The sequence below is a fragment of the Enterococcus pseudoavium NBRC 100491 genome, from assembly GCF_001544295.1.
Classification (GTDB): Bacteria; Bacillota; Bacilli; order Lactobacillales; family Enterococcaceae; genus Enterococcus_A; species Enterococcus_A pseudoavium.
On sequence record NZ_BCQF01000015.1, the window covers coordinates 1 to 20,079 of the forward strand.

The 20,079-nt window shown below is 40.4% G+C and carries 14 protein-coding genes; 4 read left to right on the forward strand and 10 right to left on the reverse strand.

Annotated features, from left to right (window positions below; all coding sequences use genetic code 11):
- Positions 1–55: 55 nt before the first annotated feature.
- Positions 56–700: an adaptor protein MecA gene (locus EP1_RS08210; RefSeq protein WP_067626299.1), complete on the reverse strand. Its 645-nt coding sequence runs from the start codon at positions 698–700 to the stop codon at positions 56–58.
- 238 nt (positions 701–938) lie between these two features.
- On the opposite strand from EP1_RS08210, the gene EP1_RS08215 reads away from it, so the two are divergent.
- Positions 939–1,544, forward strand: coding sequence for an HAD family hydrolase (locus tag EP1_RS08215; protein WP_067626302.1), 606 nt, complete (start codon positions 939–941; stop codon positions 1,542–1,544).
- A 79-nt stretch (positions 1,545–1,623) separates the two neighbouring features.
- Here EP1_RS08215 and spxA read toward each other — a convergent pair whose 3' ends face one another.
- Complete coding sequence (gene spxA, locus EP1_RS08220; RefSeq protein WP_010739854.1) at positions 1,624–2,022, reverse strand: transcriptional regulator SpxA; 399 nt, start codon at positions 2,020–2,022, stop codon at positions 1,624–1,626.
- A gap of 829 nt (positions 2,023–2,851) precedes the next feature.
- Here spxA and EP1_RS08225 point away from each other — a divergent pair.
- Positions 2,852–3,559 (forward strand): HAD family hydrolase, encoded by a 708-nt coding sequence (locus tag EP1_RS08225; RefSeq protein WP_067626304.1) that lies wholly within the window; start codon positions 2,852–2,854, stop codon positions 3,557–3,559.
- Between the two features lie 105 nt (positions 3,560–3,664).
- Here the strand turns inward: EP1_RS08225 and EP1_RS08230 are convergent, their stop codons facing one another.
- The 4 genes from EP1_RS08230 to EP1_RS08245 all read right to left on the reverse strand — a co-directional run bounded on the left by EP1_RS08230 (position 3,665) and on the right by EP1_RS08245 (position 12,049).
- A complete protein-coding gene (locus EP1_RS08230; RefSeq protein WP_067626307.1) occupies positions 3,665–6,844 on the reverse strand; it encodes a DEAD/DEAH box helicase in 3,180 nt (1,059 codons plus the stop codon).
- Positions 6,845–9,967, reverse strand: coding sequence for an AAA family ATPase (locus tag EP1_RS08235; RefSeq protein WP_067626309.1), 3,123 nt, complete (start codon positions 9,965–9,967; stop codon positions 6,845–6,847). It lies immediately after the preceding gene.
- Positions 9,967–11,100 carry an exonuclease SbcCD subunit D gene (locus tag EP1_RS08240; protein ID WP_067626311.1) on the reverse strand — a complete coding sequence of 378 codons (1,134 nt, stop codon included), beginning with the start codon at positions 11,098–11,100 and terminating at the stop codon, positions 9,967–9,969. The genes EP1_RS08235 and EP1_RS08240 overlap by 1 nt, the downstream gene beginning before the upstream one ends.
- Positions 11,101–11,434: 334 nt before the next feature.
- The gene (locus EP1_RS08245; RefSeq protein WP_067626314.1) at positions 11,435–12,049 is read right to left on the reverse strand and encodes a lysophospholipid acyltransferase family protein; all 615 of its coding nucleotides are present in this window, start codon (positions 12,047–12,049) and stop codon (positions 11,435–11,437) included.
- A gap of 75 nt (positions 12,050–12,124) precedes the next feature.
- On the opposite strand from EP1_RS08245, the gene EP1_RS08250 reads away from it, so the two are divergent.
- Complete coding sequence (locus EP1_RS08250; protein ID WP_067626316.1) at positions 12,125–12,859, forward strand: tRNA1(Val) (adenine(37)-N6)-methyltransferase; 735 nt, start codon at positions 12,125–12,127, stop codon at positions 12,857–12,859.
- Positions 12,849–13,124: a GIY-YIG nuclease family protein gene (locus EP1_RS08255; RefSeq protein ID WP_067626318.1), complete on the forward strand. Its 276-nt coding sequence runs from the start codon at positions 12,849–12,851 to the stop codon at positions 13,122–13,124. Before EP1_RS08250 ends, EP1_RS08255 begins: the two co-directional genes overlap by 11 nt.
- Before the next feature lie 24 nt (positions 13,125–13,148).
- Here EP1_RS08255 and EP1_RS08260 read toward each other — a convergent pair whose 3' ends face one another.
- The 4 genes from EP1_RS08260 to hisS all read right to left on the reverse strand — a co-directional run bounded on the left by EP1_RS08260 (position 13,149) and on the right by hisS (position 19,410).
- Positions 13,149–15,029 carry an acyltransferase family protein gene (locus tag EP1_RS08260; RefSeq protein WP_067626321.1) on the reverse strand — a complete coding sequence of 627 codons (1,881 nt, stop codon included), beginning with the start codon at positions 15,027–15,029 and terminating at the stop codon, positions 13,149–13,151.
- Positions 15,030–15,331: 302 nt separating this feature from the next.
- Positions 15,332–16,210, reverse strand: coding sequence for a YitT family protein (locus EP1_RS08265; RefSeq protein ID WP_067626420.1), 879 nt, complete (start codon positions 16,208–16,210; stop codon positions 15,332–15,334).
- Positions 16,211–16,314: 104 nt separating this feature from the next.
- Positions 16,315–18,087 (reverse strand): aspartate--tRNA ligase, encoded by a 1,773-nt coding sequence (gene aspS, locus EP1_RS08270; RefSeq protein ID WP_067626323.1) that lies wholly within the window; start codon positions 18,085–18,087, stop codon positions 16,315–16,317.
- A gap of 24 nt (positions 18,088–18,111) precedes the next feature.
- Positions 18,112–19,410: a histidine--tRNA ligase gene (gene hisS, locus EP1_RS08275; RefSeq protein WP_067626324.1), complete on the reverse strand. Its 1,299-nt coding sequence runs from the start codon at positions 19,408–19,410 to the stop codon at positions 18,112–18,114.
- Between the last annotated feature and the right edge of the window lie 669 nt (positions 19,411–20,079).

Here is a 20,079-nt window from a genome sequence, read left to right on the forward strand (position 1 = left end):
TAAAAATAGCGCAAAAAAAAACCATTGTTCCAAAGAACAATGGTCTGCTTACTATTTAGTTAAAGTGAGCCCGCGTAATTGAAATCGCATCACGTTGCATGATTAGTTTTCCATATTCCTCTAACATCTCAGTCGAAACTGAAGTGTTTTGAGTATATTCCAGAATTTCTGCTACAACATCTGCTACTCCAAACTCACCGAAAATCTCAGGATCAAAATAAACTTGTACATAATACGTCTCATTCAATAGATATAAATCACACCAAGCATCATCTAAAAAATGATAATTGGCTAGTTCAATCATATTCTCAAAGCTGCTTAATTGAAAAATTCGTAAACGATTGCTTTTTTCATCCTCTTCAAGACTCTCAGAATTAGCTAAAATTTGTTGGCGAATCAATTGATCAAAATCATCCGTTTCAAATTCGGTTGAATTATTCATTTTATTGATATCTTCAGGTGTCAGATTTTTGCTAATAAATAGTTCTAATCCGTCATTCTTTGGCAAAACTTGGAAAGTGACCGCTTCACTACTCTTGAATTCATCTTCAACATCGACTTCTTCTAAAATACTGTAAAAAAAGGTTTCGATCTCACGGTGGTTCCCCAGTAAATCTAAAAAGGTAATCCCACGTTCAGCCAAATCCTCATTTTCAATAATGACTCGGATTGTATTCTCATTGATGTGTTCCATCTCCATTTTGGCACACCTCACTTTAAAGATAGATTATATGTTCATTGTAACTGATTCCGTTTAAAAGTAAAGAAAGCCGACGAATTTTATTAAATTCCTATAAACAAAGGACTCCTTACAGTAACTTACCCATAATCCCATTAAAAACCAAAGGGCCTTATCTAACCTATCTTCATTCCGTTAAAAAGATGACTATTCCTCAATTCGTTGTTAGACTAAGGTATACCATCTAGGAGGGTTTCAAATGATAAAAAATATTGTCTTTGATTTAGGAAATGTTTTGGTTGATTTTGATCCGGCACGCTTTGTCCGTGAAAAAACGAGCGATAAATCCCAACAAAAGTTACTGATGACAGAAATTTTCGGTTCCGTGGATTGGCTACGCTTTGACAAAGGTACGATAACTAAAGAAGAATTTTTGCAGACTGTTGCAGCTCGTTTGCCAAAAGAACTTCATGATATGGCAGAGGAATTATTAAGCACTTGGTATGAGGGACTGCATTCCTTACCTCAAATGGCTGAACTTCCGCAACAATTAAAAGATAATGGACTGGATATCTACCTACTTTCAAATGCGCCACAAGATTATTATCTATTTGAAGAAAAAGTTCCTAGCTATCACGCTTTTGATGGCTTCTTTATCTCTTCAGACTGGAAATTAGCCAAACCAGACCACCAGATCTTTCAAGCCTTCTACAGCCATTTCCGGTTAAATCCAGCAGAATGTTACTTCATCGATGATACTGCCGCCAATATTTTAGCAGCTGAAGAAACTGGGATGAAAGGCTTTCATTTTAGAAAGAACTACACTGACTTAAAACAAGAACTGCTCTCACTAGGGATACTATAAAAAAAAATAGGGTCAAACGACGAACTTATCGATCGTTTGACCCTATTTAAAAATGCCTCGCGCATGCGAGGCATTCACTCTATAATCCAGCCATTAATTGGGCTTGTCGTAATTCATATTGGCGAACATCACGTGGTAAGAAACGACGAATTTCATCTTCATTAAAGCCAACTTGCAAACGTTTTTCATCGATCATAATCGGACGACGCAACAATCCAGGATTTTCTTTAACTAAATCCAATAATTCTTTCAGTGACAACTCATCTAAATCCATGTTCAACTTCTGGAAAACCTTCGAGCGTGTCGAAATGATTTCTTCAGTTCCATCTTCAGTCATTTGTAAAATAGCTTTCAACTCATCGATGTTCAATGGCTCAGAAAAGATATTTCGTTCAACATAAGGAATCTCATGTTCCTGTAGCCAAGCACGTGCTTTCCGACATGATGTACAACTAGGGGAAGTATATAGTGTTAACATGCATATCACTCCTTTTCTTGACTCTCAAATTTTGTAACAGGTATTACTTGTCTCCTACTATCTGTTTCTATTATACAAAAAAAAGGTAACAAAAAAAAGAGTCAGTTTGCTTTTTTTTATAAATATTAACGTTATTTAATATTTACTAACGGATTAAAAGCTATCATGCCACTCAAGACTTGTTAAGATGAGAAAACAATGGTGCAGCTCTCATTTGATTGTTCTGTATAACAACACAGATATCTGTATCATTATAATTGATTTTTTTACAATCTAGCATATTTAATTCAAAAAAAGAATTTTTTTATTTTACAAATATTTAAATTTTTTCTTTAAAAAAGAATAAACTAGTATGGATAAAACTCGATACAACAAGTCTTTTTTTAAATTATTTTATTTTAGTTAAAATAATAAAGCACACACGTTATTATTTTATAGTTATTTTATATCAGTTCTCTAGTCATTTTTCTGTACCAAATTTTATCCTTTATATCCCTTATAATAATAGATACAGCTTACATAAATGCAAAAAAAGATAAAAAAAACATGGAGTTTAGGAAAATTGGTAGACCTTGTTTTTACACGAACTTCTAACTTTCCAATCATTATTTTTTTCCGCGGGAATATTTTTGATTGGCGATTACCGGTGTTTTTTTCACCGTTTTGTTAGAAATATAACATAACAGATTTTATCTACATAAGCAGCTTTATTGCTCAACCGGAAAAAAATTTTCTTTTTTGCTATAATGAAACCATTCAAGTAGCTGTAAAAGATTCAGGCCTGCTGCTACAATGATCCACCAATATTTTTAGGAATAGGAGTGTACTCATGTTTCAAGGAATTGTATTTGATTTGGATGATACCTTATACCAACAACAGTCTCCCTTTGCCGAAGCGATCACCCGTTTATTTCCAAACTTTCCAGCTGATAAAATGAACCCACTATTTATTCGGTTTCGCCATTATAGTGATCTTCATTATATGAAATCAATCACTGGTGAGTGGAGTCTAGAAAAAATGCGTTACGAACGAATTCGGCAAGCTCTTGCAGATTTTTCTTTTGCGCCATCAGATACTGAATTGATGGCTTTTCAAACCGCTTATGATCAAGCTTTAAAAACCATAAGCTTGCCTGATGAAATAATTGCTGCATTGACTTTTCTCAAGCAACAGCCGCTCTCATTGGGAATTATCACTAATGGACCAGTAAAACGGCAAACAGATAAACTCAATGCTTTACAGCTCACTCGTTGGTTTACTCCTGAAAATATTTTGATTTCTGACGGTGTAGAGATTCAAAAACCCGATCCAGCAATCTTTCAATTAATGGAGCAGCACTTGAAGCTTCCTGCTGAATCGCTACTGTATATCGGTGATAGTTACGACAACGATGTGGTCGGTGCTAAAGCCGCCGGTTGGTCTGTCTGGTGGTTTAATCACCAAGACCGTGATCTCCCAGCAGAACACATTGCCTTCGAAAAGGAAATCAAAAGCTTTGAAGAACTCGCTAAAACACTTACTCGTTCTTCCCTTTGAGTTACACAATAAGGGCTGAGACATTCAGTTGTCCCAGCCCTTTATTTATAAAATAAACGAGAATCCAGAAATATTTCTTGAAATAGAACCTCTTCTTATCCGGCTCTATTCACCTAAGCTTAAAATCATACGAATATCCTCTTCAGTAAGTTTATTCGTTTGTTCCTCGTTACCTTGGATAACTTTTTGGAACAGCTCCCGTTTTTCATGCTGTAGTTGATTCATCCGTTCTTCAATGGTACCTTCTGCAATCATTCGCCAAACTTCAACGACTTTCTTCTGACCGATTCGATGCGCTCGACCGGCTGCTTGTTCTTCCACAGCTGGATTCCACCATAAGTCATACAAGATGACCGTATCAGCACCCGTTAGGTTCAAGCCAGTCCCACCAGCTTTTAAGGAAATCAAAAAGACATCTTTTTCACCTGCATTGAAAGCATCGACCATTTTTAACCGCTCTGAAACTTTGGTGCTGCCCCGAAGATAAAAGCTAGAAATTCCTTGATCAGCAAATTCCTTTTCAATAATTGAAAGCATACTAGTAAATTGCGAGAACAGAAGAACCCGTCTGCCATTTTCTTTTGCCGCTTGGATCAGATCCTTCACTTGTTCCAACTTACCTGAGCCGCCATCATAACCTTCAATAAAGAGTCGAGGATCATCACAGATTTGCCGTAAGCGCGTTAATCCCGCGAGAATGCTAACCCGTTGTTTACGGAATGTCGCTGAATCCATTTGATCAACTTCTTGACGCATCCGTTTTAAATAAGCTAGATAAACAGTCTTCTGTTCTTCTGTTAAACTGCTCAACACATTGGATTCAATCCGTTCTGGCAATTCTTGTAAGACGGTCTTTTTATCTCGCCGTAAAACAAATGGTTGGATCATCTTAGCGATCTCAGAGACCGCCATTTGGCGAAAGCGCCCAATGCTTGGGAAAAAGCCCGGCATAACCGTTTGAAACAACGACCAAAGTTCCTCTAAATTATTCTCAATCGGTGTCCCGCTTAAGGCAAAACGATGGGGAATAGCTAAATTGCGCAATGCACTGGATGTTTTCGTTGAGGCATTTTTCACCATTTGCGCCTCATCTAGTATCAAATACTGATAACCCATTTTTTCATGTAACTCGATATCCTGACGCAGACTGGCATAAGAAGTAATCACAATTTCATCCGCTTCCGCTAGTAATTGCTCCCGCTCACTGCGACTGCCAGAGATAACGATTGAGCTCAGTGAGGGCGCAAATTTCTTGATCTCTGCCTGCCAGTTATAAATCAGGCTGGCCGGGGTCACAATCAACGCCTTGATCGGCTGTTGTTTTCTTTCCGCCAATAAGAACGTAATGACTTGGATTGTTTTCCCAAGCCCCATCTCGTCGGCTAAAATCCCGCCGAAACCATAGTCACTTAGCATTTTCAACCAGCGGAAACCGGCTTCTTGATAAGGTCGTAAGGTCGCTTGCAAATTGTCTGGCAAGTCTACTTGATAGTCTTCTGGATGAGTCAAATCATGCACCATCGCAGTAAAACTTTCACTGAACTGTGCTTGTGGATTATCCTTCAAGCGTTGCTCCAGCATCAAGCCTTGGCTCTTCGGCAAACGAATCAAGCCATCTTTGGCATTGATCTTTTCACGTAATTGGCCAATCATCTCACTCGTTTGCTGAAATGCCTCTGAGTCAAAGGACAAGACTTCGCCATTATCTAAAGTGTAAAAGCGGTCTTTGCGCAATAGGCTATTTAAAACTTGATCAATCTCATTATCATCGATTCCAGTAACATCGAATTTGATGTCCAGCCAAGAGCCTTCCTGATCAACTTCAATCGTTGGTTGGAACTCTTCCCCATCTAAAAATAGTTGACGAAGTTTTTTCCCCATCCGAACTTCAGCATATTTTCTAAATTCTTCTACCTCTACTTTAAAGAAGTAATAGAGATTATCCTTCACTGGTAATTTTTTTTCAAAGCCAGTGTCGATTTTTTGATAACGATAAGCATCAAAAAGCGCTAAAATTTGCTGCTCTTTTTTTCGATCCCGTAAGATTTCAACATTATTGGGCAGTTTTGGCTGATGGGCTTCATTCGTAGAGAAATAGGCATTCCCGTAATGAAACTCGGCTTCAGCTTTAATCATCCCTTTAATCTTACGGAAAATGACCACCGCTCGTAATGGTTCCTCTTTCATAAGTTCGGCCACATCATCCATCACAATCACTCGACCAATTTTTCGCAAATAGGGAAATACATCCGTGAATAGTTGGGAAAGCTGGCGTTGTTCATAGCCGATCACCGGCTCTTTCAATCGTTTCATCAGCTGCTTCAACGTAATATACGTATCCTGCTGTTCCTGTGTCATCAAATAGTAGGAATTTTCAACAAAACCTACGAAATAATTACTATAATAGCTAGTAAAATCATCATCGATCGTTAAACCAAAATCATTCTCCCCACGTTTTTCTAAAGTAAACAGCAAGGGCAATTCTTGTCCCTCATGAACTTCAGTATAGGTCTTTTCACCTAATTTGATACTCAAATTTCCCGTCTTTTCCATCGCTGTTAACAACTCTTGGAAACGATGAACTGGCAGTAATAAATAGCGCTTATCTAATTTGCCTTTTACTTGCAATCCCGTTTTACCCAATAATTGATAGGTCTCGCTGACACCGACTAAATCTTCAATCAGATCTCGACATTTCGGATCAAAAGCACCGGCTTCGATTTGAAACTTGTACTGTTTATTGACCGTATAAGCGGAATCCGTTTGATAAGCATGAAGAAAATCATAGAGATTCTTCACGATATAACTGCGTTTATTTACATTACTGCCGATTCGCAAGGAGACAGCCAGCACGTCCAATTCAGGGTGATACGGATTGGTCGGAAGTGCCTCGACCACAAATTCGACAAATAAAGACTGCAAAGGTTCTGCTTCTTTTTCCAAACGCGCAAAGCCTTGGTTCAACAAATCAGCGAACGATACACCGCTCTCCATTTTTTTCGGTAAAACAGTCTCTGGTTTAATGACTCGAGACAAACCTTTTTCTCGTAAATATAATTCTACCGCTACCGTATGCTTGCAATACCCATGCTCTTCCCAATAAGGACAAGCACAAATATCATTTTCTTTTCCGCTGCCATCTAAGTCAACCAGATAAAGTTCACTGCCTAATACTTCACCGTGCCAAACGCGGCGTGCTGGATCTGCCTCAACCGACAAGACCCGTCCTTCTTTTAAATAGGTTCTGCCGCGCTCAATCACTTTTTCTGGAATACTCCATCTCATTTACCTTTCACTCCATCCTTCTAGCTGGTAACGAATGCTACTGCGCCCCGTTCCGCTAGTCTCCACAATAATTTGTTGCGGAATTCGTTCTTTCAACTCCCGTACGTGACTAATAATACCAATCATACGTCCCGCACTTTCAATTCCGGCTAGAGCCTCCATCGCCATTTCTAGCGCTTCTTCGTCCAACGATCCGAAACCTTCATCGATAAACAATGCTTCGATCGTTACTCCACCGGCCTGATTTTGAATGACTTCCGCCAGTCCTAAAGCTAATGACAACGCTGCGATAAAACTTTCGCCCCCAGACAAAGTATGAGAACTGCGGGTGGCACCGGCATTGTCGTCATAGACATTGATTTCTAAGCCCGTATTTCCTTTGGAACGTCCGACTTCTTGTTTCAATTCAAAGCGATACCGACCTTTTGTCAGCTGATGCAACTGCTGATTGGCACTTTGCAGTACTTCGGCTAAATACCACTGTAGAACATAGCGCTCTAAACTGATTTTTTGCGGGTTATCACCGTTCATCGTTTGATAGAGTTGGATCAGCTGGCTTAATTCAGCTAACTGCCCTTTGCTTTGTTCCTGCAAGGCTGAAATTGCCTCCACCAGTTTTCGCTGTTGCTGCAGTTGATTTTCTTGGGCATAATAATGCTGCTGCGCTTCCATCACAGCGCTTTCGCTAGCATTTACTAAATCCTGTAAACGTTCCATTTCTGGGGGTGTTTGTCCGTTAATAAGCACCCGTAATCTTTTTTGGCGATCTTTCAAAACTACTAGCTGTTGGTCAAACTCCGCCAGCGCTTTTTCTAACTGAACAAGATTAAGCGCTGGCGCGGTTAATTCTTCAATGGTCAGTCCTGCTTCGGCTAATTGTTTTGCCAACATGGCTTGATAATGCTGCAATTGTTCCGCGGTCTCCTGCTGTTGTTTTGCCAAAAGTTTTTGATTTTCTTGCAGTCGAATTTGCTGCTGTTCAAGTTCTTTCGTCCAGACTTGATGGGCTTGCAACTGTTTTTTGAAATCCGCTAACCCTTGGTTTAATTCATTAATTCGCAATGTTAATTCAGGTAATTGCCACTCAGCTGTTTGTTCCTCCACGCTTGTTAACCGGCCTAGCAAGGTTTGCAGCTCACTATTAACCGTATTCAAGCCGTTCTCAACCTCAGCTTTATTCTTTTGCTGTTTTTCTAGTTCAGTCGTCACTGCTTGCAGTTTCTGCTTCACTTCAGCTATCTCTGCTAGAGCCGTCGTCGTCTCTATTTTTCGCGCGATCAAAAATTCAGCGAGCTCAGAAAGCTCTGAGCTGACCTCCGCTTGATAATAATTTTTCAGCTCAAGCTGGCAAGCATCCACGCGCTGCACAAAAGTTTTTTGCCCACTCAGACGATCCTCCTGTAATTGATCGAATGTTTTCATCGCAATTTCGTAACGCGCTTGTACCTGCTCGCGAATCAATTCCAATTGTTTGATCCGTGCTTCTTGACCTTCCAATGCCATTTGCAGCTGGACCAAATCATCACCTGCCAACTCACTGTGCTGTGCAGGGTTTGGATGTTCTTTTGACCCGCAGACCGGGCAAGGCTCTCCGGGAAGCAAGTCTCTACTTAAACGGGCAATTTCCGCGGCCGCCCATTTACTTTTCAATTTTTTATATTCAGCGGTTTCACTAGTTAACTGATTGCTAGTCCGGCTAGCCGTTTCCACGAATTGTGCTAGTTTGATCTGCTGATCTTCCTCTTCTTCTTGTTGCTCAAAGATCTGTTGGGCCAGCATTTGTAGTTGGTCGATGTTTTGTTGGAACTGTAATTCTTCATACCGTCGATCTTGCCATTTTTTTTCAGCACTTTGTTTTGTTGCTAAAACTTTACGCTCGCCCTCAAGCTTTTCAGCTTGTTGCTGAAGCAGAGTTGAGGTTGCCTCATACTCATCTTGCTTTTTCATCAACAACTCTTTTTGCCTCAAAAGCTGGGCTTTTTGTTCCACTAAGGGCAGGAGTGCTGTTAATTTCTGTAAAATTTGCTCTTGTTCTTGCCACTTAGAATGCTGCTGTTCGTATTCTGTCGCCTGTTGCTGACATTCCGTGATTTGCTGCGTTAATTCTACCGAACGCTTCTGATACTCCGCCGCTTCATGTTGCTGTCGCGCTTGCAGTTCTGCTAACTCTTGGCTCCGTTCATAAGTCGGTCGCAACTTTTCCATTTCTTTTGCCTGACGCAACTGCCGCTGCTTTTCAGTCTGTTCGGGTAAGCGAGCTTCTAATTTTTGAAGTTGCTCTTCAGTTTCCTGCGCTTGACTGAAATTCTCAGTCAGCTCTTGTGCTTTTTGCAATTCCTGCTGCTGTTCTTTTTGCTTCATTTGCAGCTGAATAAGCTCTGTCTGACGCTTTTGCAGTGTTTGTTCTTCTGCTTCTAAATAAGCTTGCGCAAAACGAAGAGATTCTTCATAAGTCGCTCCCTTTTCGGCAATAATCTGCTGAAATAATTGATCGATCCGCGTCGTCAACTCACTTACCGACTTTTCAAGCTCCGTTTTTTGAACTTTCAGGCTATCTGTAAAATTACGATAAATACTAGTTCCAAATAAACTGCGTAAAACGGCTTCTTTTTCGGTGCTATTCGCATTTAAAAAGGTCCGGAATTCCCCTTGCGGCAACATCACAATCTGACGAAATTGGTCTTTTTGTAAGTGCAGAATTTGGTAAATCACTTCGTTAACAGCATCTACTTTAGTATAAGCTTCTGCTTCTTGACCCTCATCATTGAAAATACTCAATTGAACTTTTTGATTTTTGGTCGTTTCGCCTTTGCCATTTTTCTTAGCCAAAGTTTGTTTGGGCCAACGTTCGATCAAATAATTGCGGCCCTGATGTTCAAACAAAAACTGAACGCGGGTTTCTTCCGTTGGTTCGGCAAAGGAGGAGCGGATTTCATTAGAGGAGCGAATCCCACCCGACGCATCCCCGTACAAAGCGAAGGTAATCGCATCAAAAATCGTTGTTTTGCCCGCACCGGTTTTCCCACTGATCAAAAACAAAGGAGCTTCTGACATTGCTTCAAAGTCCACCTCTTCATGTAAGAAAGGACCAAAATTTTCCATTATGATTTTTTTAGGAAGCATCAGCTTTCGCCTCCTTTTTTTAGCATCTCATGCATCCCCGCTTCAATCCACTTTCTTTGTTGTGGGGTCAATTCATTTTGTGAGACAGCCGTAAAAAATTCTTCAGATAGGTCAATCGGTGATTTTTCCTTAATGTTGGCTTTTTTTAATTGGCTTTCAATCGACGTCTCAAAGCCATTCGCTCGTTCTACCTGAATGATTCGCGGATAAACTTGACGTAGCTGATTCATCAAGTTAGGGATCACTGACCGATCTTCTAATAAAAACGATAAATAATCGTCTCGCTTAAAATTTGTATAGAATTCCGGCTGCAACAATTCTGCAAAACTGGCCTGCAGCTCGCAAACTTCGTGTAGCGGTGTAAGTGTCTGAAAAGAAAAATCATTGGTGGCCGTATCCACGATCCAAACACCTTTTGGCTGGTCCTTTTCCGACAAAGAATATTTTAACGGCGAGCCGCTATAGCGGGCATTCGGCAACTTAAGAGCGTCTTTTCCATGAAGATGTCCTAAGGCGACATAGTCAAAGTTTTCCAGTAATGCCCCGTTAATCCCATCTAGTCCCCCGACTTCTATTTTTGTCTCCGAATCCGTCTTACTGCTACCTGCCACAAAAAAATGGCTTACTAAGATATGTTTTTTATTAGGACTAAAACAATCTTCTATTTTTTGGATTACCTTAGGCATAGCATCCTTAATTGTGCGTAGCTCAGGGTCTTCAAAGTAGATTCGTGCATCCACCGGTTCAAAATAGGGCAATAAGTAAAACTCTGTGTCCCCCATATCAATCGGTGTAAAAGCTTCAGCTAAACGAGTATGCAAATAAAAATTGGCTTGATTGAACCAGGGAGTTCCGGTCGCTAACCGCGTCGCACTGTCATGGTTGCCGGAAATTGCTAATAGGGGCAACTTTTCTTTCAAGTTCCAATTAGTAAGTGTTTGATTTAATAACCGCACACTGTCCTCAGAAGGAACTGACCGATCATACAGATCCCCCGCAATTATAATCGCATCCACCGCTTCCGCCTTGGCAATCTTTAATATCTGATCAAGAATATAGGCCTGATCCGGCAGTAAATCGTAGCCATGCAATTTTTTGCCTAGATGCCAATCAGCCGTATGTAAAACTTTCATTGATCCACCCTTTTCCTAATTAAGTCCTTCCCAAAAGTATACCATGATTTGGCAAATTTTTCTCCACAGCCAGTGATGGTCCGACTATAAGAACTTGCTCTGGAATAATTCTTGGTCTCGCTGAAAAATTGTTTGCTGTTTACCGTCTTTTTTTGAATCTGCCTAAAAGAAAAGGAGATGTGACAAAAATCTTGTCACATCTCCTTGTTCTGAATAAATAGTATTCCAAAAGTAGCTTATTCGGAAACAAGCCGAAATTCCGCAAAAATTTGAGAAGCACTTTTCGAGAATTCCTTCTTATTTCTTGAAGCTGACCACTTTTGTCATAGCCTCTTTACTTAGCAATGTATTTAAAATTCGGATCAATCTCATGGTCCAATTGATCAAACGCGCCCTGGACACGTTGCTCTACTTCAGCTAATCCATCTTTGTCCATCTTTTTGATATCCGAAATATCGATCGGATCACCAAAACGAATAATCACCGGAGTCCGTTTGAATAGTTGCGAGAATTTCATTGGCCCTTGATAGACTGCTGGGACGATTGGTTTCTTTGATAAACGTGAAATCAATGCCATGCCGCCTTTCAACTCCGTCGAATGACGCGTACCACTTGGGAACATGATCAAACTTTTATCAGAGTCCTTCAGCATCTTAACCGGACGCTTAACGACACTGGGGCCAGGCTTGTCGCGATCCACTGGAAAAGCATTTAAATGAACTAATATGAAACGTAAAATGGGATTTTTAAATAATTCAGCCTTGGCCAGAAAGCTGAACTGCTTAGGTGAAGCACCTAAAGCCAAATAAACCGGATCCCACCAAGTGCGGTGAGGTGCAACCAAAATATAATTTCCCTCGGGCAAATTTTCTCGATTTTGATACTGAGCATTCCCATTAATTACTGCTAAGAGGGCGCGTACAATGACACGGATAAATTTAAAAAACATGTTTTCTTCCTTTCAGTTAACTAACTAAACGTAGTATAATACAACGGTATGATTTTTTTAAGGGGGCAAACGAAATTGTTAAAAAAAGGCGAACGAATCGATCAACTTTACGCCGAGGACATTCAAATTATCCAGAGTGCGAATGTTTTTTCTTTTTCGATTGATGCGGTGCTGCTGGCAAATTTCGCTCGGATACCAAAACATGGCAAAATTATTGATCTCTGTGCCGGCAACGGTGCGATTGGTCTTTTTATCAGTCGTAAAACAGCTGCCCAGATCGATCAAATTGAATTGCAGCCGCGCTTAGCTGACATGGGGGCTCGCAGTATTCAATTAAATCATTTAGAAGATCAGCTGACGATGCATGAGCTGGATTTAAAAAATACTTTTACTTATTTTAAAGCGGACTCAACCGATCTTGTGGTCTGCAATCCACCTTATTTTAAGGAACTGCCAACTAGCAAAAAAAATCCCAATCCTCATTTAGCGATTGCTCGCCATGAGATTCACGCAACCTTAAACGACGTGGTCAGCGTCTCAGCAAAACTGTTAAAAATGAACGGTCGCTTTGCGATGGTCCATCGGCCCGATCGCTTCCTCGAAATTGTGGATTGTTTGCGAGCAAATCGGATTGCCCCTAAGCGAATCCAATTTGTTTATCCAAAACCCGGCAAAGAAGCGAACACGCTATTGATTGAAGGGATCAAAGACGGCAAGAACGAAGGCTTACGTTTTCTTCCTCCATTATATACTTATGATGAATCCGGCAGCTACTCTGCGGCTTTACAAGAGATGCTTTATGGCGACTGATCAATTCTTTTACGTGTTACTTTGTAATGATCACAGCTTTTATGGCGGCTATACGACCGATTTAACACGCCGATTAGCCGAGCATAACGCTGGTACTGGTGCAAAATATACCCATCCGCAAAGCCGCAGACCAGTTCAGATGATCCATGCAGAGCGCTTTGAAACACGTAGTCAAGCAACGAAAGCTGAAGCTGCTTTTAAAAAGCTTCCCCGCAGAAAAAAGGAACAGTACTTAATTGATAATCAAGCAAAAAACGTTTTGTGATCCCTCACAAAACGTTTTTTTTAATTAGACGCCCTTTAACATTTCCTTGGTAATCAAGTGACAATAATGGATCGAGCCAACCTCATTAGGATGGACTTGATCATCATAAAACCAATCTAGATGATCTTTACTAAAATCATACCAATCAATTAAATGAACATTCTTATAATCTTTTGCCGCGGCTGCCAAGTTTGCATTCACATCATTTTGCCAACGGCGGGTTGGTACATGCGTGTTAATGACAAAAACTTGATGTTTTGAACCAAGGACATTCATGATTTGAGTGAAATCGTCTGGACTGAAGGCCCCATTAGTTCCAAGACTTAACAGAATCGTATCGTTTAACTCACCCTTGTCCTTCAATGCCTGTAATAATGGCGGACTATCTTTTAATTGACGACCCACTTCACCATCAACAACCATATTAGGGAAGATTTCTGTCAATCCTTTAGAACCGGCCAACAAAACAGAATCACCAAAGGCGGTAACTTTTAGATTTTTAGCCTTAGTCATTTCACGATTACTTAAATCGTATTTATCTGCTAAACTTACCGGCTTCTCAGAACTGTCCGTTGTTTCTTGCGACTGTTCCGTACCACTGGAATCACTTGACTCCGTATTTACCTCTGTTTTATTCGCGGCTTGCTTATTTTGTTCAATCTGTTTTTGCAGCGCTTGCTGATTAGCGTCTACTTCATTCGTCGGGGCAAGGATCATACCAATGACTGCGACTAGAGTAACTATGCCAGAAAAAATCAAGCCAATTTTTCTGCGGCTTTTTAGCGGAGCACTAACGCTGGCTTTTAGTGTGTCGAAGGTCTCGCGATAATTAAAGACACGCAGTGGTTTTTCAACATAACGATAAGACAACTCCGTAACTAACAAGATCAAAATGATTTCCATAATCGTATGAAGTACCGCGTGATTGGCCACATTGATTTTCGCTTCGTAAAAGATCATAACTGGAAATTGGTACAAATAAATACCATAGCTTCGCTTACCTAGCCAGGTAAACACTGGATTTGTTAACCAGCGATTCAAACTAGCCCCTGGATGAGCAGTGACTGCGACTAATAAAACGCTCAAAAGGCTGACTAAAAACATTCCCCCGTAATAAACAAAGGTTAAGTCATCTCGTAAAAACAAAAAGGCTAGTAACAAAAGGAGCAATGATCCCAAACCAATACCATTCAAAATGCGTTTGGCTTGAGGAGGAATCTGTTCTTTCAGGCGGTTGCTTGGCCAAACGTAGGCTAGTGCACCCCCTAATAAAATCGAAAACAGTCGTGTGTCGGTACCGTAATACACACGAGTCGGATCTTGTCCCGGAACATATAAAATCGCCATTAGAATCGCCGATATAAAGGCGGCTCCAACAATCCCGAGAAATATTTTCCCTCTGTTTTTAACAAACTTCATCAATAACACAAAAACGATTGGCCAGATAAGATAATTTTGCGTTTCTACCGCTAACGACCAAATATGCGTAAATGGCGATTCACTGGCAAAACGATCAAAATAGGACATACCATGGTTGATCTGCCACCAGTTATTTACATAAAATAAACTGCTGATGACATTTCCCCGTAAATTATTTAGCAGGTTACGCTGAAATAGTGTTATGTATGCTGAAGATCCAATCAACATCGCAACTAACGCGGGATACAAACGTTTCAATCGTCGATAATAAAACTGTTTGATATCGATCCGACCATTCTGTTTCCATTCCTGCAATAATAAATCAGTAATCAAATAACCAGAGACCACGAAAAAAATCGGGACTCCTAGATAACCGCCATGCATTTGAGTAGGCATTAAATGATATAAAATGACGCCGATTACTGCTAACGAACGAATGCCGTCAAATCCAGTAATGTAGCGACTATGCTTCAGTCTTTTTCCCATATTTTATTTTCCAACTTTACTATAGAATATCAAATTAACTATACGGATAAATTTTGTAAACTGCAACATTTTCTCAATAAAAAAAGTATTTTCTAAACATTTTTGATTTTTATTTTGCTAAAATTTGATGAGAATGGCGTATTCCAAGGACTAAACTCTATTTTTTGATAAAATTATTTTTTTCATCCGCCTACTAACTAAACCGTTTGGTCTTGTCAATAGACAAAAATTTTATTTACCTCACCCGTTGAGTCATTGGGAAAAGTTGGACTAGCAAAAAAGTTGGGAAATTTATCCCAACTTTAGTCCATTGATTCTTCATAAAAGCGACCCATGATCCGTACGTTCTCCGAAATACTAACAAAAGCAGCTGGATCATTTTCCCGCATGATTGATTCTAATAGTGGTAACTCAAAACGTGTTACCACGGTGAACAAGACCGTTTGCTTGTCATGTTTATACGCTCCCTCGGCTTCATTGATGATGGTAATCCCCCGACGCATATGATCTTGAATGCCGTTGATCACTCGCTCAGGACATTTTGTCACGATCATAACTTGCATTTTTCTTTGCTTCGTATAAAGTGCGTCTGTTAATTTACCGCTCATGAAAATCGCTAATGCTGAATAGAACATATATTGCCAACTAAATAGAATCCCTGCCATCAGCATGATCAGCACATTAAAGATAATCGAAATCGAACCGACCGAACGGCCTGTCCGCTTACGGATTGTGATACTCAAGATATCCAAGCCTCCAGAAGACAATCCATTCTTCAAGGCAAACCCAATCCCAACACCCATGATCGCACCGCCGAAAATCGCACAAATAATCGGATCAGAGGTCAATGTCGTCTCTGGAATAATATGAATAAAAAATGATGTCAAGAACACGGTGATGAAAGTAAAAATCGTAAACTTATGACCAATCTTAAACCATGCCAAGAAAAATAGTGGCACATTAATCAAAAACAGCGTGATGGATACAGGTACGGTAAAACCGATGACCCGATGAGAAAGCGTCGTGAGGATTTGGGCAAATCCGGTAGCTCCGCTAGAATAAATGTGTCCTGGTTGGTAAAAAAAGTTTACGGCAATCGCCGCTAGAAATGCATAAACAACTGCAACAGATAAGCGAGTAGCGTAGTCGTGATGGGGCCACTCTTCTATCTTTTTTTTCAACATAATATGTCCGCCTCATTTCAAAATTTCATTCACATTATACGTATTTTCATGAAAAAAAGAAAGCACCTACCATGGAGGTAGGTGCTTCTCTTAGTATTTTCTTATTCTTCTACCTTGGTCACATCAATACTCAACTCATAAAGTTGTAATGGTGATACCGTGCTTGGAGCATCTGACATTGGGTCAGCAGCTTTCCCATTTTTAGGAAAGGCAATCACTTCACGAATATTATCTTCCCCGGCTAGTAGCATCGCAAAACGATCCAGTCCTAAAGCGATTCCGCCGATTGGAGGGAAACCATAGTCTAAAGCTTCTAATAAGAAGCCAAATTGCTCGTTGGCGCTTTCTCGTGTGAAGCCTAATGTTTCAAAAACTTGTTCTTGCAATTCACGCGTGTTGATCCGGAGTGAGCCGCCGCCCAATTCGTAACCATTCAAGACGATATCATACGCTTGCGCGTAAACTTTTTCAGGATGATCTTGCAAGTTAGGAATATCTTTTTCCATCGGCATTGTGAATGGATGGTGAGCAGAGACATAACGGCCTAACTCTTGATCAAATTCAAATTGTGGCCAATCAACGACCCATAAATAATCAAAACGATCTTCATCAATTAAGCCCAGCTCTTTGCCGACCTTCGAACGAACCGCACCTAATGCGGTCACAGCTGTTAAGAATTGGTCAGCTGCAAACATCAAAACATCGCCAGCTTCCGCATTCGTAGCTTTTTTCAATTCATCACTGACGCCGCCCATAAATTTAGCGATGGGTCCAGTTAATTCACCATTTTCATCAACTTTGATCCAAGCCAAGCCCTTCGCACCAAATTGACCTACGAATTGACCTAAACGATCCAATTCCTTCCGTGAATATTTATCAGCCGCGCCTTTAGCGTTCAGTGCTTTAACCACACCACCGTTATCTGAAGCCATACGGAAGACTTTGAAATCGGTCGCTGCTGCGATCTCAGTAATATCGATCAATTCCATCTCAAAGCGTGTATCCGGTTTGTCCGAACCATAACGTTCCATCGCATCATCCCAAGTGATTCGTGGGAATGGCAACGTTACATCGATTCCTCGAACATCCTTCATGACTTGTGCAATCATTTGCTCAGTATATTCTTGAATTTCCTCAGCTGTTAAGAAGCTCGTTTCAATATCGATTTGGGTAAATTCCGGTTGACGATCGCCCCGTAAATCTTCGTCACGGAAACAACGGACGATTTGATAGTAACGATCAAATCCCGCAGTCATCAACAATTGTTTCAAAATTTGTGGTGATTGTGGCAACGCATAGAAATGCCCCGCGTGTACTCGTGAAGGAACCAAATAATCCCGCGCGCCTTCTGGTGTCGATTTTGCTAAATAAGGCGTTTCAATATCTAAGAAATCATTGTTGTCTAAGAAGCGACGAACCGATTGGGTTAAACGGTGACGCATCATCAAGTTTTGAGTCATCTTTGGACGACGCAAGTCCATATAACGATATTTCAAACGAACTTCATCACTGATGTTTTGCTCATCTTCAATTGAAAACGGCGGTGTTTTTGCACTATTTAAAATCGTGATGTCTTCACCTTTGACTTCAAAATCACCGGTCGTCATTTTTTTATTGACAGCACCAGCATCCCGGCGGATGACCGTCCCCGTAATTTCAACAACAAATTCGCTGCGGCATTGGTCCGCAACTTCCCAAGCAGTTTTTGATTCTTCAGGATTGAAGACCACTTGTACAACACCTTCACGATCGCGTAGGTCAATAAAAATCAACCCACCCAAATCACGGCGTTTTTGCACCCACCCTTTTAATGTTACTTTTTGATCCAAATACTCATCGGACACGCGTCCGCAATAGACAGTACGTCTAGCCATTTTCTATTCCTCCTACCATTTTAATTAATCAAATTTTGGTGTTGTCATTTCATCATAAATCCTAGCAAAATCTTGATAAAGCTCGGCTAATGAAAAAGCTTTTTCTTCTCGTGTAGCTGAATCTTTAACATTGATCATGCCTTTAGCTAATTCGTCTTCACCTAAAGTCAAAACTAGCTTAGCGCCCTCTTTATCAGCCGCTTTAAATTGCGCTTTCGCTTTTCGACCCATAAAGTCACGATCAGCGGAAAAACCAAAACCGCGAATTGCTTGTACAACTTTCAGTGTTTCCATATTAGTGGCATCGCCAAGTCCAACAACATAGGCATCTAGATTAGTCGCATCAGGAATTATGACTTTTTCTTGTTCCAATGTTAATAAAATCCGCTCGATTCCCATGGCAAAACCAATTCCCGGTGTTTCTGGTCCGCCAAGTTCTTCGACTAAACCATCATAACGCCCACCACCGCAGATCGTTGTTTGGGCACCCATTCCCGGTGCATCACTCATAATTTCAAAGATAGTGTGGTTGTAATAGTCTAAGCCCCGCACCATTCGATGATCAATTTCAAATGAAATATTCAAGTATTCTAACGTTTTCGTTACACCTGCAAAATATTCTTTAGCATAATCACTTAGATAATCCAAAATACTTGGTGCATCAGCCACAATCGGTTGATCTTTACGATCCTTACTATCTAATACCCGTAGAGGATTTTCATGTAAACGTCGACGTGAATCTTCGCTCAATTCTTCTTCATGAGCTTCAAGATACGTAATCAATGCTTGGCGATAATTTGTCCGTGTTTCTTTATCACCCAAAGTATTGATGACTAAACGCAATTGATTAATCCCTAATTGTTTAAAGAAATCCATTGCCATCGCCATTACTTCTACATCTAAGCTTGGATTTTCACTGCTAAAGGCTTCAACGCCGATTTGATGAAATTGACGCAAACGGCCTTTTTGTGGACGTTCATAACGAAACATCGGACCAGTATAGTAAACTTTGTATGGTTTCTTAAATTCCGGACCATACAATTTATTTTCAACATAGGCACGCACGATTGGTGCTGTTCCTTCTGGCCGCAAAGTAACATGGCGATCCCCTTTGTCACGGAAGTCATACATTTCTTTTGAGACAATATCCGTCGTATCCCCTACACTGCGGGCGATCACCTCGTAATGTTCAAAAATCGGTGTGCGAATTTCGCGATACTGATAATCAGCAAAGACTAAACGCGCCGTTTCTTCCACAAACTGCCATTTCTCACTTTCTCCCGGTAAAATATCATTGGTCCCTTTTGGTCGTTGATAACTCATGGTAAGTCTCCTTTTTCATACTAATGTATTTATTTTTCTTTTCAGAAAAATAAGGCTAATCTTCAAGCCGTATATCATTCTGCTAGTTCCTTAACTGTTGCTTTGCTCCCTCTTTTATTACTTTATCGTCCCTTTATAAACTGCAAAAAGCAGAACTGACATCCTTTTTCATACTAATGTATTTATTTTTCTTTTCAGAAAAATAAGGCTGATCTTCAAGCCGTATATCATTCTGCTACGGTTTCGTTGAGGGCTTTCTCAACACGCCAACAGCAATTGCGCGCTCTTCCATACTAACATTATCTTTTTCAAAAAGCTGAGCACAAAAAAGCCCCTGTTCAATTGAACAAGGGCGAAAATTCCGCGGTACCACCTATTTTTTAAAAGAGTCTCGCTCTTTTTCTCTAGCAATTAACGCTTGCGTAACGGAGCGGCTTTGCACGCGCTCATCTCCAGACTGTCTTTCAATCATCACTCACGAAATTGCTCTCAGCCAAGGCAATTTTTTCTGTACGTTTCTGTGCAATCTACTGGTTCCTTCATAGATATTTCATTGATGTATTTATCTCTTAATAAGCTACTAAAAAAAAGCTCGAAAGTCAAGCGATATTCTAAACAGAAATGAGAGCTAAATGCGATTAGTCGCTTTTTCTTTTACTTTATCTTACA